At 60.3% G+C, this 13,305-nt stretch carries 13 protein-coding genes; 8 read left to right on the forward strand and 5 right to left on the reverse strand.

All coding sequences use genetic code 11. The features are described from left to right. Window positions 1-38: 38 nt before the first annotated feature. Window positions 39-2,450: a penicillin acylase family protein gene (locus tag PG5_RS11565; protein WP_020797307.1), complete on the reverse strand. Its 2,412-nt coding sequence runs from the start codon at window positions 2,448-2,450 to the stop codon at window positions 39-41. Window positions 2,451-2,559: 109 nt separating this feature from the next. After that, window positions 2,560-3,141 (reverse strand): DUF6436 domain-containing protein, encoded by a 582-nt coding sequence (locus tag PG5_RS11570; protein ID WP_020797308.1) that lies wholly within the window; start codon window positions 3,139-3,141, stop codon window positions 2,560-2,562. Between the two features lie 95 nt (window positions 3,142-3,236). On the opposite strand from PG5_RS11570, the gene PG5_RS11575 reads away from it, so the two are divergent. Continuing rightward, a complete protein-coding gene (locus tag PG5_RS11575) occupies window positions 3,237-4,184 on the forward strand; it encodes an alpha/beta hydrolase (RefSeq protein ID WP_020797309.1) in 948 nt (315 codons plus the stop codon). 119 nt (window positions 4,185-4,303) lie between these two features. Here the strand turns inward: PG5_RS11575 and PG5_RS11580 are convergent, their stop codons facing one another. Next, window positions 4,304-5,056, reverse strand: a complete 753-nt coding sequence (locus PG5_RS11580) for a DUF2059 domain-containing protein (RefSeq protein ID WP_020797310.1) — start codon at window positions 5,054-5,056, stop codon at window positions 4,304-4,306. Window positions 5,057-5,164: 108 nt separating this feature from the next. Here PG5_RS11580 and PG5_RS11585 point away from each other — a divergent pair, with 108 nt between their 5' ends. Together PG5_RS11585 and PG5_RS11590 are read left to right on the forward strand one after the other, a co-directional pair. After that, window positions 5,165-5,797, forward strand: coding sequence for a 2OG-Fe(II) oxygenase (locus PG5_RS11585; protein WP_020797311.1), 633 nt, complete (start codon window positions 5,165-5,167; stop codon window positions 5,795-5,797). Between the two features lie 2 nt (window positions 5,798-5,799). After that, on the forward strand, window positions 5,800-6,285 hold the full coding sequence (locus PG5_RS11590; protein ID WP_020797312.1) for a DUF523 domain-containing protein: 486 nt from the start codon (window positions 5,800-5,802) through the stop codon (window positions 6,283-6,285). A 36-nt stretch (window positions 6,286-6,321) separates the two neighbouring features. Here PG5_RS11590 and PG5_RS11595 read toward each other — a convergent pair whose 3' ends face one another. Then, window positions 6,322-6,906: a transporter substrate-binding domain-containing protein gene (locus PG5_RS11595; RefSeq protein ID WP_020797313.1), complete on the reverse strand. Its 585-nt coding sequence runs from the start codon at window positions 6,904-6,906 to the stop codon at window positions 6,322-6,324. 136 nt (window positions 6,907-7,042) lie between these two features. On the opposite strand from PG5_RS11595, the gene PG5_RS11600 reads away from it, so the two are divergent. Further along, the gene (locus tag PG5_RS11600; protein WP_020797314.1) at window positions 7,043-7,468 is read left to right on the forward strand and encodes a DUF4399 domain-containing protein; all 426 of its coding nucleotides are present in this window, start codon (window positions 7,043-7,045) and stop codon (window positions 7,466-7,468) included. 51 nt (window positions 7,469-7,519) lie between these two features. Here the strand turns inward: PG5_RS11600 and serA are convergent, their stop codons facing one another. Beyond that, window positions 7,520-8,749, reverse strand: a complete 1,230-nt coding sequence (gene serA, locus PG5_RS11605) for a phosphoglycerate dehydrogenase (RefSeq protein ID WP_020797315.1) — start codon at window positions 8,747-8,749, stop codon at window positions 7,520-7,522. Window positions 8,750-8,955: 206 nt separating this feature from the next. On the opposite strand from serA, the gene PG5_RS11610 reads away from it, so the two are divergent. The 4 genes from PG5_RS11610 (at window position 8,956) to PG5_RS11625 (ending at window position 13,264) form a co-directional block, all read left to right on the forward strand. Next, on the forward strand, window positions 8,956-10,350 hold the full coding sequence (locus tag PG5_RS11610) for an FAD-binding oxidoreductase (RefSeq protein ID WP_020797316.1): 1,395 nt from the start codon (window positions 8,956-8,958) through the stop codon (window positions 10,348-10,350). 30 nt (window positions 10,351-10,380) lie between these two features. Further along, window positions 10,381-11,046 carry a fumarylacetoacetate hydrolase family protein gene (locus PG5_RS11615; RefSeq protein ID WP_020797317.1) on the forward strand — a complete coding sequence of 222 codons (666 nt, stop codon included), beginning with the start codon at window positions 10,381-10,383 and terminating at the stop codon, window positions 11,044-11,046. Window positions 11,047-11,301: 255 nt separating this feature from the next. Continuing rightward, entirely contained in the window at window positions 11,302-12,228 is a 927-nt protein-coding gene (locus PG5_RS11620; protein ID WP_020797318.1) for an SdiA-regulated domain-containing protein, read from the forward strand. Between the two features lie 118 nt (window positions 12,229-12,346). Next, the gene (locus PG5_RS11625; RefSeq protein WP_020797319.1) at window positions 12,347-13,264 is read left to right on the forward strand and encodes an SdiA-regulated domain-containing protein; all 918 of its coding nucleotides are present in this window, start codon (window positions 12,347-12,349) and stop codon (window positions 13,262-13,264) included. Window positions 13,265-13,305 lie beyond the last annotated feature (41 nt).

Here is a 13,305-nt window from a genome sequence, read left to right on the forward strand (position 1 = left end):
AGCCTGCTCGCGAAGACGTCAGCCCGACCAATGAAAATCTATTGCCCGGACCGCGCTGGCAGCAACTTTAACGTACTGCGCGTATTCGCCGTCACCTCTTCATCATTGAGATGCGCCTGAAAGTAAATCCCCTCGATATACGCCTCAGCCTGATCGTCAAAGTGTTTGTCGAACGGCACGCCACTCTGGCCGACCGGGTTGACCGTCAAACTGTGCGCCGGATCGGCGAAGTCGATCAGGCGCCGGGTCGATGGGCCGTACGTCACCGGCCACGGTGCCGGGCCGATCTTGGCCGACAGGTTGTTCGGCACTTCATGGGTGCCCGGAGCCGCGAACGGACCGATATTGAAGATCCGGTCCAATGGCTTTTGCTGCCCCAGCGGGTGGCCATGGGTCAGCGTGTGCGCCTTGCCCCATTGCCATTGCGAGGAATCGGCACCCAGGGTGGCCTTGAGGTGGGCGATGCTGGCAAGCCACGCGACCTTGACGGTGTCGGCGCGGGTTTCCTTGCCGAGGGTATTACGGTTGTCCCACCACGGTGAATCCGCCGTCGCTGCCAGGCGCGGCAGGGCGGCATCGATCACCCGGGTCGAGAGCAGCGTTTCGAAGAAGTCATTGCCCAGTTCGTCATGCATCGCCGCGTCAGCCAGGTTGAACAGGAACTGGTTGAACAGCGTCGCGCTGGTGGACTCCAGCGGATAGTCGCCTTGCCACTGGGCCAGTTGCTCCACCAGCTTGAGCTCTGCAGGGTCGCTGACCACTTCGCGCAGGGTCGGTATCAGTGGCGCCAGCAGGCGCGTGCCGTAGGCGGTGGTGGTGCCCAGTTGCAGCTTCTGGCTACTGTCCAGATCCCACTTGACGTTCTTGTCGCTGAGCTGGCGATTGAGCTGCTGGCCTCGATCGGCGAGGTTGTAATAACCGGGGATCTCCATTCCCGTCGGCGACAGCGGCTGGAAGTTGGCCGAGACGATATAGCCCCGTGCCGGGTTCTCTTCCTGCGGGTTGGCGCTGAACGGATAGAAGCCGTCCTTGTCGGCATCGCTGCTACTGCCATCGAGGATAAACCACGGCAGTACCCCGGCCGGGCGCTTGGGCAATTGCGCTGCAGCCCACCAGCCGATATCACCCTTGGCATTGGCCCAGACGATGTTCAGGCCGGGAGCCTGGACCTTGGCGGCAGCGCCACGGGCCTTGGCCAGGGTGTCAGCACGGTTGAGTTGGTAGAAGCCTTCGATGATCGGGTTCTGGCTTTCGAGAAAGCCCCACCACATGGCGATCGGCGTTTTGCCGACGCTCTTGCCCAGCGCGTCGTTGACGATCGGGCCATGGGGTGACTGGCGCAGCGTCAGGGTGACCGGCGCCTGGCCCTTGACCGCGATCTGTTGTTCGCTGCTGACCATGTCCACCCACTTGCCGCGATACCAGACCTGATTCGGATTGTCCGGATTGACCTTTTCGGCAATCAGGTCGAGATCGTCGTTCTGGAACATGGTGATGCTCCAGCCGAAGTCCCGGTTCATGCCCAGTGAAGCGAACGGCATCAAGGCCTGGTAATGGCCATAGAGCTCGAAGCCCGGTGCCGAGAGCTGCGCTTCGTACCATACCGACGGTGCGGAAAAACGGATGTGGGGGTCTCCGGCCAGCAGCGGCTTGCCGCTTTTGGTGCGGTTGCCGGCAACCGCCCACGCATTGCTGCCCTCGAACTGCGGCAAGCCATTGTCGGCCAGGGCCTGTTCGCTCAGGCGGGCGAGGGCGTTGAGGTCTTTCCAGTCGGTGCTGGCGAGGGGCGACGGGGCCGCGCTGGGTCGGGGCGCCAACACGCCCTTGGCCTGCCAGTCGAGATCGAAGACGCTCAGATAGCCGGCACCCAATTGATCACGCACGTAGGTCAGCAGCGGTTCGGTGCGAAACGCCGCAGCAAAACTGTAGGCCATGTAGCCGGCGATGCTGATGGTGTCCTGCGCCGTGAACGGGCGCTTGGTTATGCCCAGCACATCGAACTCGACGGGTTTGGCGTGACCGTCCTGGTACTGGTTGATGCCGTCCAGGTAAGCCTGCAGGGCAAGGAAGGCGGGCGATTGCTTGTCCATGTTCGCCAGATAGGTTTCGGCGCGTTCGCGAATGCGCAGGCTGCGCATCAACTTGTCGGTGTCGAGCAGTTTCGGTCCGAGCACCTCGGCCAGTTCGCCCCGGGCAAGGCGACGCAAAACCTCCATCTGGAACAACCGATCCTGGGCATGGACATAGCCGAGGGCGCGGTACAGGTCGGTTTCGTTGTCGGCACGGATGTGCGGGATACCGCGCTCGTCATAGCGCACGGTGACCGAACCTTGCAGGTGCTGCAGCTCCACCATGCCCTGGCGTGATGGCTGCTTGCTGTAGACGTACCAACCGGCGCCGACGGCGAGCGCGACGATCAGCAAACCGAGCGCGGTCAGGCTACGTTTCATGGTGACTCCTTATTGTTATGTGCGACAGCAATTCCCTGGCGAGACTGTTTAACACGACAAGCCGGTTTGGCCCATCGCCCGTAGGAGGGATTCTCGTTTGCTGCCTGCGTTAACTCGTCGGGACGACGGGCCACGGGCAGTAACACCCCACGGCCAGTGTGTGCGTGGCACTCACTTCGCGGCCTTCGTTCAGCGCCTGCAGGATCGGCTCGATAAAGCTGTTGCTGGAATTGCAGGTCAGGCCTTCACTGTAGGGCCCGAAGTACGCCAGCCTGCCATTGCGATCCCAGATCGCCACGGCGGGGCTGGCGGGAATCTGTTCGGAGCCCGGCAGGACGTCGATGGTTTCCAGGCTGCTGAGCGTGGCGGGTAGTTGGCCGTGGCTGCCAGGCCTTTGCACTGCATAGAACTCCACACCGTGCGGGACATAGCGCTCGACCAGTTCGGTCAGGTGCTGTTGATTGCCCACGTTGCACGGGCAGGCCGGGTCCCAGAAATGCACGAGTCGGATGGCGCCGGGGCCGGCGAGATGGTCGGGCAGGCGTAGCGGATCACCGGAGAATATCGCCGTGTGCTCGCTGAATGCCCGCAGATAGCGCCCCTGAAACCAATCGTAGGCCGCCCACAGCACCCCGGCGCACACGAGGGCGAGCAAGCTGGCGAGCAGGGTGGCGCGATAGTGCGAGCGCATGGTGTCACTCCTTGTGGGTCGGTTAGCTTGCCATGCTTGCCGCGACAGATGAATATCGCAGGTCTATAAAGTCCGCTTCGCGCTCTGGAATGCCCATGTCAGTGACCTTCGATCCCGATCATCTGCGTGCCAGCCTGCGGCCGCTGGCGCAAGGGCAGCCGTTGTCAGCGGAGGCCCAGGCTTATCAACGGTTTTATGGACTGGATTTTTCCTCGCGTAAGGTTCGCAGCGCCCTCGGTTGTTTTCAGGTCGATGGTTACGAAGTGGTCAGCCAGGTCTGGTGGCCAGAGCAGGTGAAGGCGACGCTGTTTGTCTTTCACGGGTTCTACGACCACACCGGCCTCTATCGGCATGTGATCGAATGGGCGCTGGAGCAAGGCTTCGCGGTGATTGCCTGCGACTTGCCGGGCCATGGGCTTTCCAGTGGCGAGCGGGCGAGCATCAAGGACTTCGCCGAGTATCAGGACACCCTGCAAGGCTTGTTTGCCGAGGCCCGATCGCTCGAGCTGCCACAACCCTGGCATCTATGTGGCCAGAGCACTGGTGGCGCCATCGTGATCGATCATGTGCTCAACGCGGGGGCGGGCAGTCCGGCCCAGGGCCAGGTGATCCTGTTGGCGCCGCTGGTGCGGCCACGGGCGTGGGGCTGGTCGCAACTGAGCTATTACCTGCTCAGGCCTTTCGTCAAAGCCATTGCCCGGCGCTTCAGCGAGAACTCCAACGACCCTGAGTTCTTGCCGTTCTTGCAAGCCGATCCGCTGCAGCCGCTGCGATTGCCGACGGCATGGGTCGGGGCGTTGGCGCGCTGGATCAAGCGTGTCGAAGCGGCGCCGGCAAGTACCAGGCGACCGTTGATAGTGCAGGGGCAAGCGGACATGACGGTGGATTGGCAGCACAACCTTGAGGTGCTGCGGGGCAAGTTCGATCGGCCGCAGGTATTGATGCTGCCTGAGGCACGGCATCATCTGGCGAATGAAACGTTGGTGCTGCGCGGGGAGTATTTCGGGTTTTTGACCAAGCGGATCAAGGGCCGGAATCTTTAGTGACCCTGCCGGCCTCTTCGCGAGCAGGCTCGCTCCCACATTAGACCGCGTCTATCTGAAAGCTCGATCCACTGTGGGAGCGAGCCTGCTCGCGAAAGCGGTCTAGCGGACGCTGAAAACTATTGGGTCAGATTCGAAGTGCTTTGCCCCACCGCCAACCCGGCCCGAATCGCCGCCAGCGCCGCCTGGTAATAGGCTTTGCCTTCAGCTGATTCGGCAAATGTGGCGAATTCTTCGAGCTCCTCATCCGACAGGTCGCGGTAGACGTACAGCAGCGTGTTGTTCAGGTCGTTGCCGATCTGTTCCATCAAGCGCTGGCGCTGCCCATTCAGCATGCTTTGGGTCTGGCCGGCGCCGAGCAGGCCGGGGATCATCGAACTGAGACTGTCGGCCGCAACACCGGCAATCGCCAGGCTGACTTCCGCGCCGGCCTCGCGAGCAGGCAGGGCCTGGGCCAGGTGGCCGATGATCAGCAGCCGGCTGTCGCTGGCCTGCATCTTGGGCAGGCCCTTGGCATTTTTCGCCAGTTGATCGCGGCGGGTTGCGAGCAATTCGGCGGCGACGATTTTCTTGCCCAGCGGCGATTGAAAGAACGCCAGCGCCGGCTTCGGATCGGCGAGGCTCTTGCGCAGCTGTGCTTCGGCACGCTGGTCCACGGCCTTGGGTGCGAAACGCTGATTGCTGTTGTCGACCAGCGCCTGGAAAACCGCCGGTGGCAGGCTGCTTTGGTAGCGCTGTTGCGCGGCCGTGAGGGCGTCGTTGAAATGCGCGCGTTGTTCTGGCCAGCCGGCGACCTTGTACAGTTGGGCGTGGCCGTCTGCCCAGGCGGGCATAACACAGAGCATCAGCAGGGAGAAAAGCAAACGGCGCATAGGGACTCCTGTCAGCAGGCGACTATTCTCCGTGTGGCATCCAGTCTTGTCGAGAATTCGTATCAACCCGCTGCATGGCTCTGTCGGATTTTCAGGCGCAGGAATACTATGCGCGCCATGCAAATACCTTCTGATCACCCACTGCTGTTACAAATCGTCGACGACCTGGCTACCCACGGTTGGTCGCAGCAGAATATTTTCCTGCCTCAGGATCTGACCCGAGCCTTGGCGGCTGAGTGCCGTAAACGTGCGGCCGAAGGTGAGTTGGCCCCGGCTGCCGTGGGTCGAGGGCCGTCGTCGGAGATTCGCGAGGGGATTCGCGGCGATCATATCCAGTGGATCGAGCCCGGCCAGGCCGAGGTCTGCGACAGCTATCTGGCGTTGATGGACAGCCTGCGCGAGGCGCTCAACCGTGGCCTGTTCCTGGGGTTGGAGGACTTTGAGAGTCATTTCGCGATGTACCCGCCTGGCGCTTTCTACCTCAAGCATGTCGACCGGTTCCGTGACGACGACCGGCGCATGGTGTCGGCGGTGGTCTACCTCAACGATGCCTGGCTGCCTGAGCAGGGTGGTCAGTTGCGCATGTACCTGGAAGAAGGTGCGCAATACGATGTAGTACCCATCGGTGGATGCCTGGTGGTATTCCTGTCGGGGGAGGTCCCCCATGAAGTCCTGCCTGCGAGCCGTGAGCGCCTGTCGTTGACCGGCTGGTTCCGGCGTCGAGGCAATGAGCCGTTCTGATCATGCAAAAGATACTGGTAAGCCGCTGCCTGCTGGGGCACCGCGTACGTTATGACGGCGGGGCCAGCGGGCCCTTCGATCAGTTGCAGCGGTGGATCGACGAAGGTCGGGTGGTGCCGTTGTGTCCGGAAGTTGCCGGTGGCCTGCCGACGCCACGGGCGGCGGCGGAAATTCCCGGTGGGCAGGGCGGCGAAGTACTCGATGGCCAGGCCGCGGTGATCACCACGGAAGGCGAGGATGTCAGTGCGCAGTTTCTGTCAGGGGCTTATCAAGCCCTTGAACTGGTGCAACAACACGACATACGCATTGCCGTGCTCAAGGCCAATAGCCCGTCGTGCGGCAATCTGCTGACCTATGACGGGACGTTCAGTGGAGTGAAAGTCACGGGCGAAGGGGTCACGGCGGCGCTGCTCAGGCGCCATGGGGTGCGGGTCTTCAGTGAACTGGAGCTCGCGAATGCGGCTCAGGCACTGGCAGCACTCGATTAACGACCCACACAAAACCACACAGGTTGGGCTTGCGACTCAGGGGTTCGGTGCCACACCGGTATCCGGCCCCAGCCACTTCTTCTCCAGCGCCTCCAGTCGCCCATCCGCCTTGATCCGTTGCAGCGCGCTTTCCAGGCTGGCGTGGAACGCCGGGTTACCCTTCTGGAATGGAATCGACAAGCTCACTGCCTGGGCCACTTTCGGTTTTGCCTCTGTCAACGACTGCACCAGCAATATCGAGCGTGGCTCTTCTTTCTGCGCGATCAATTGCGCATTGGCCTTGATGTAAGGCTCGGTGAAATCGAAACGATCCGAAAGCGCCGGGGTCTGTGCAATGTGGTTGATGGCGATGTCGTATTTGCCACTTTCCACGCCGGCCAGCAAATCACTGGCATCTGTCACGACAAAGTCGGCGCGAACCTCCAGTTCGTTGGCCAGCAGTTGGCCCAACTCGACTTCGAAGCCCTTTAGATTGCCATCCTCCTTGAAACTGAAGGGGGGGGTATTAGCCTCAAGGGCAATGCGCAATTCACCGCGATCGTTCACGTCGTCAATCAGTTCGGCATGAGCCAACGGGCTCAAAAGGGGTAGCAGGCAGATCAGGCCAGGCAGAAAACGCATGGTCACTCCTTTGAAATCATTATCGCGACGCTCTGGATCAGGCTCGCTTTGCTATGGTTGTCGAGTGCCTTTCGACAACGATTGACCATGAAGTTGTGATGGTCACGCGAATTTTACGTAAAAACTGGAGAAGAGAATGAAAACCTTTATGTCACGTGCTGCACTGGCTGGTCTGCTGATGGGTGTTTCAGTGTTGGCCAGTGCAGCAACGCCAGCCCCGAAAGGTGCTGAAGTGTCCATTGTTTCTCCCAAAGATGATGCCACGGTCCCGCAGACGTTCGTGGTGAAGTTCGCTGTCGAGAACATCGCGTTGGCGCCAGCTGGCGATGCCACCAAAAACACGGGCCACCATCACCTGCTGATTGACGTGGACAAACTGCCGGCGGCTGGCCAGCCGATCCCGAACGATGCCAACCACCTGCACTTCGGCAAGGCGCAGACCCAGGCTGAAGTAACGCTGCCGCCGGGCAAGCATACCTTGCAGCTGGAGTTGGGCGACAGCGGTCACATGCCGTTCGACCCACCGATCGTCTCCGAGAAGATCACTGTAAACGTCAAATAAAAAAAGGGAGCCCCTTCGCAGGGGCTCCCTTTTTAATGCCGCACGCTGCTCTTAGAACAGAACGCGGCTACGAATGGTGCCGTTGACGTGTTGCAGTTTCTGTTGCGCCAGGTCCGAGTACTCGGCATCTACGTCGATCACCACGTAGCCGACTTTCTCGTTGGTCTGCAGGAACTGACCGGAAATGTTGATGCCGTTTTCGGCGAAGACCTTGTTGATCTCGCTCATCACGCCCGGGATGTTCTCGTGGATGTGCAGCAGGCGATGCTTGCCAGGGTGAGCCGGCAGGGCTACTTCCGGGAAGTTCACGGACGATACCGAAGTACCGTTGTCGCTGTACTTGACCAGTTTTTCTGCCACTTCCAGGCCGATGTTGGCCTGCGCTTCGGCGGTGGAACCACCGATGTGCGGCGTCAGGATCACGTTGTCCAGGCCACGCAGCGGGCTTTCGAACTCTTCGTCGTTGGAGCGTGGCTCCACCGGGAACACGTCGATGGCCGCGCCGATCAGGTGCTTGTCCTTGATCGCGTCCGCCAGGGCGTCCAGCTCGACCACGGTGCCGCGCGCGGCGTTGATCAGGATGCCGCCCTTCTTGATGGCGCGGATTTCCTTCTCGCCGATCATCCACTGGGTGGCAGCGGTTTCCGGTACGTGCAGGGTCACGATGTCGGACATGCCCAGCAGTTCGTGCAGGTTGCCGACCTGGGTGGCGTTACCCAGTGGCAGCTTGGTCACGGTGTCATAGAAGTACACCTGCATCCCCAGGCCTTCGGCCAGGACCGACAGTTGAGTACCGATCGAGCCGTAACCGACGATGCCCAGCTTCTTGCCGCGGATCTCGAAGGAGTTGGCCGCACTCTTGATCCAGCCACCACGGTGGCAGGAAGCGTTCTTCTCAGGGATACCGCGCAGCAACAGGATCGCTTCGGCCAGCACCAGCTCGGCAACGGAGCGGGTGTTGGAGTACGGCGCGTTGAACACCGCGATACCGCGTTCGCGGGCAGCGCTCAGGTCGACCTGGTTGGTGCCGATGCAGAAACACCCTACAGCTACGAGCTTCTTCGCGTGATCGAAGATCTCTTCGGTCAGTTGAGTGCGCGAGCGAATGCCGATGAAGTGAGCATCAGCGATCTTTTCCTTGAGCTGGGCTTCCGGCAGAGAACCTGTGAGGTACTCGATGCTGGTGTAGCCCGCCGCCTTGAGGACGTCGACAGCCGATTGGTGGACGCCTTCGAGAAGAAGGAACTTGATCTTGCTCTTATCGAGAGAAGTCTTGCTCATCTGCGTAAACCTGTATCCCGGAGAAAAATGGCAGGGAAGGGAGCAGCCCGGAGCTGACCCGCACGGCAAGAAAGCCGTCACCGCAGAACAGCCGTTGGGCACTATGCTGCGGGGTCGGTATGCTAGCATATGCACCCCGCTAAACACTCATTCCTGCGACGTGAAGCGTTCTCAGGATGACCATGAATTGTTCGAGAGTTCTGTCGATGACCAATCCTGCCCTGATTGATGAGCTGAAGACCCTGGTTGAGCCTGGCAAGGTGCTGACCGATGCCGACTCCCTGAATGCTTACGGTAAGGATTGGACCAAGCATTTCGCTCCGGCTCCGACCGCCATCGTGTTCCCCAAGACCACCGAACAGGTCCAGGCCATCGTCCTGTGGGCCAACAAACACAAGGTGGCGCTGGTGCCTTCCGGTGGCCGCACCGGCCTTTCCGCCGCCGCAGTGGCAGCCAATGGCGAAGTGGTCGTGTCCTTCGACTACATGAACCAGATCCTCGACGTGAACCTCACCGACCGCACTGCCGTTTGCCAGCCGGGCGTGGTCACCGAACATCTGCAGAACGTGGCCGAAGAAAAGGGCCTGTACTACCCGGTGGACTTCGCTTCGGCAGGTTCGAGCCAGATTGGCGGCAATATCGGCACCAATGCCGGCGGGATCAAGGTGATTCGCTACGGCATGACCCGTAACTGGGTGGCCGGCATGAAAGTCGTCACCGGCAAGGGCGACGTGCTGGAGCTGAACCGAGACCTGATCAAGAACGCCACCGGCTACGACATGCGCCAGCTCTTCATCGGCGCCGAAGGCACCCTGGGCTTCGTGGTGGAAGCGACCATGCGCCTGGATCGCGCGCCGAAAAATCTTACTGCCATGGTCCTCGGCACCGCCGATTTCGACTCGATCATGCCGGTGCTGCATGCCTTCCAGGGCAAGCTCGACCTGACCGCTTTCGAATTCTTCTCCGACAAGGCCCTGGCCAAGGTCATGGGCCGTGGTGATGTGCCGGCTCCGTTCGAAACCAATTGCCCGTTCTACGCGCTGCTGGAATTCGAAGCGACCACCGAAGAAGTGGCCAACCACGCCCTGGAAACGTTCGAGCACTGTGTCGAGCAGGGCTGGGTCCTGGACGGTGTGATGAGCCAGAGCGAAACCCAGTTGCAGAACCTGTGGAAACTGCGCGAATACATTTCCGAAACCATTTCCCACTGGACGCCGTACAAGAACGACATTTCGGTGACCGTGTCGAAAGTGCCGGCATTCCTCAAGGAAATCGACGCGATCGTCGGCGAACACTACCCAGACTTCGAAATCGTCTGGTTTGGTCACATCGGCGACGGCAACCTGCACTTGAACATTCTCAAGCCGGATAACTTGAGCAAGGACGAGTTCTTCGCCAAGTGCGCAACCGTCAACAAGTGGGTGTTCGAAACTGTCGAGAAGTACAACGGCTCGATTTCCGCCGAACACGGCGTGGGCATGACCAAGCGTGATTACCTGACCTACAGCCGCTCCCCGGTTGAGATCGAGTACATGAAAGCGGTCAAGGCGGTGTTCGACCCGAACGGGATCATGAACCCGGGCAAGATTTTCGCTGTTTGACTTTAAGAGCTACGAACCAGGAGTCGGTCCATGAGCTATCAGCACCAGTATGTCGACGGTACGCGTATTCACTTCCCGCTGGGGAAAGTGGTGTGCATCGGCCGTAACTACGCCGAACACGCCAAGGAACTGGACAACCCGGTGCCGACCGAGCCGCTGCTGTTCATCAAGCCGGGCAGTTGTGTGGTGCCGCTGGAAGGCGGTTTCAGCATTCCGACCGAGCGTGGCTCGGTGCATTACGAAGCGGAAATCGCCGTACTGATTGGCAAGCCGTTGTCGACCAAGCCCAGCGTTGAAGAAGTGCTGGACGCCATCTCCGGCTTCGCCCCGGCCCTGGACCTGACCCTGCGCGACAAGCAGGCCGAGCTGAAATCCAAGGGCCTGCCCTGGGAAATCGCCAAGTCCTTCGACGGCGCAGCAGTGATTGCCCCGTTCGTTTCCGGCAGCACCTTCGCCGACCTGACCGACATCGGCATCCGCCTGACCATCAACGGCGAAGTGCGCCAGGATGGCAACAGCAGTGCGATGCTCAACCCGATCGTGCCGATGATCCAGCACATGGCCGGTTGCTTTTCGCTGCAGGCCGGTGACGTGATCCTCACTGGCACACCGGTGGGCGTGGGTCCGCTGAATGTCGGCGACGAGATCGTCCTGGAACTGCCGGGCGCAAGCAGCTTCACCAGCAGCGTTCGCTAAGCAACGCAAACCCTTTGTAGGAGCGAGCATGCTCGCGATGTACCCGAGATCGACGCGGGATGCCTGGTATCCAGCGTTATCGTTGGCGACCATCGCGAGCATGCTCGCTCCTACATTAGGGTGTGCGACTGCTCCTATCCCGCCATTTCCCGTTTTTTTCACATGATGTCTGGATAATTTCCACGGCTTTCGGCATCTGAGCCGGGCCCAATTGTGCTATTACCCCTAGCCTGAATTTCTGGAACGCATGCCCTGATGGCCACTCAACCAATCTCGTCGCTCAAACCTGCCCGTCGCTCGCGCTTTGCCCTGCGTTGGTATTCCTGGCTGTTGCTGCTGGTCGCCGCTGCCTACGGTTTGGCGTTTGCCATGCATTGGGATGACCGCGGCGTGCTCTGGGTGCTGGAGCGTTTTGAAAGCCCGGCCGAACGTCAGGGCAGCGTCTGGCTGCCGGACTATCATGCGGTGATCGACGCCAAGCCACTTCCGGGCATGGAAAAGGACGAGGCGTCGGACGTCACCTACGATGCCCAGACCAAAACCCTGTTTTCGGTAATGGGTAAGAACCCGTTCCTGGTCGAGTTGTCGCTGCAAGGCGATGTGCTGCGCAAAATGCCCTTGGTAGGCTGGAGCAATCCTGAAGGGGTAACAGCGCTGGGCAATGGAATGCTGGCCATTGTCGATGAGCGTGACCACCAGATCTCCCTCGTCAAGGTCGATGCCGGCACTCGCGAGCTGAACTTCGCTGATTTCCCGAAGTTCGACCTTGGCCCTTCGAAAGACCAGAACAAGGCGTTTGAGGCGGTCGTATGGGATGCGCGCAATCAGCAAATGCTGCTCGGCGAAGAGCGTCCGCCCGCGCTGTTCACCTGGAAAGGCGACGGCACGACGCTCAGCGGCGACAAGCAAAAGCTGGCCAGTGACGAGCTGGACATCCGCAACCTGTCTGCCCTTGCCATCGATCCGCGCACGGGCCACACCCTGGTGTTGTCCGCTGACTCCCACCTGTTGCTGGAGCTGGACGAGAAAGGCGAACAGGTCAGCTTCATGACCTTGCTGGGTGGCTTCAACGGCTTGAAAAAAACCATCCCACGGGCTGAAGGCGTGACCATGGATGAGGCCGGCACGATGTACATCGTGAGTGAGCCAAACCTGTTTTACCGTTTCGAAAAGCAGAAATAATCAACTTTTCGTGTAGGCTTTTTCGCCTCTGGTTGTAGGATCAGGCCAATGGCCATTAAGCTTCAGTTCAGGCAGGCGTGATATTTCATCCGCCTGTCCTGAAGCCGAGCCCGCCTGAATGCGCCGATTAGCCCGCCCCAAACCTCTGCTGTTGCTCCTGTCGGTGATTGCCCTGAGCGTATTGATCGCGTTCGGGCAGCATTTACGCCTGTTCGAGCGCACCTGGTTCAACCTGCGCACGCTCTGGCAGCCGATGAGCACCCAGTCCATCGGCCTGGATCAGTATCGGGTGGTGCTGGAGGGGCAGGTCATTGAAGGGCTGGACGATGATGTTTCAGCCTTGACCTACGACCCGGTGCGCAAAAGCCTGTTCACGGTCACCAATCAAAACTCCGAATTGATCGAACTGTCGCTCGACGGCAGGATCTTGCGGCGCATCGCGTTGGTCGGTTTTGGTGATCCTGAAGCTGTCGAGTTCATCAGCGCCGACACCTACGTGATCACGGACGAGCGCCAGCAGCGCCTGATCAAGATCCATCTGGAGCATGACACCAGCTTTCTCGACGCTGCGGACGCGGAACAGATGACCCTCGGTGTGCACATGAGCGGCAACAAGGGGTTCGAAGGCTTGGCTTACGATTCGGTAGGCAAGCGCTTGTTTGTCGCCAAGGAGCGCGACCCGATGCTGATCTACGAAGTGCACGGCTTTCCGCATTTCAATCCGGAAAAGTCCTACGCGGTACATGTGGTCAACAATCCCAAGCGCGACGCCGGGATGTTTGTGCGGGATTTGTCGAGCCTGCAATACGACGAGCGCAGCGGGCACTTGCTGGCGCTGTCCGACGAGTCGCGGCTGATTCTGGAGCTGGATGTGGATGGTCGACCGCTGAGCACCATGTCACTGAACAAGGGTCGGCAAGGTCTGCAAAAGACCGTACCGCAAGCGGAAGGTATCGCCATGGACGACGACGGTACGATGTACCTGGTGAGTGAACCGAATCTTTTCTACGTCTTCAAGAAACCACCGCAGAACTAACAAACACCGCAAATCAACTGTGGGAGCGGGCTTGCTCGCGA

Origin of the sequence: Pseudomonas sp. G5(2012), from assembly GCF_000408945.1 — a bacterium.
In the GTDB taxonomy this organism is placed as follows: Bacteria; Pseudomonadota; Gammaproteobacteria; order Pseudomonadales; family Pseudomonadaceae; genus Aquipseudomonas; species Aquipseudomonas umsongensis.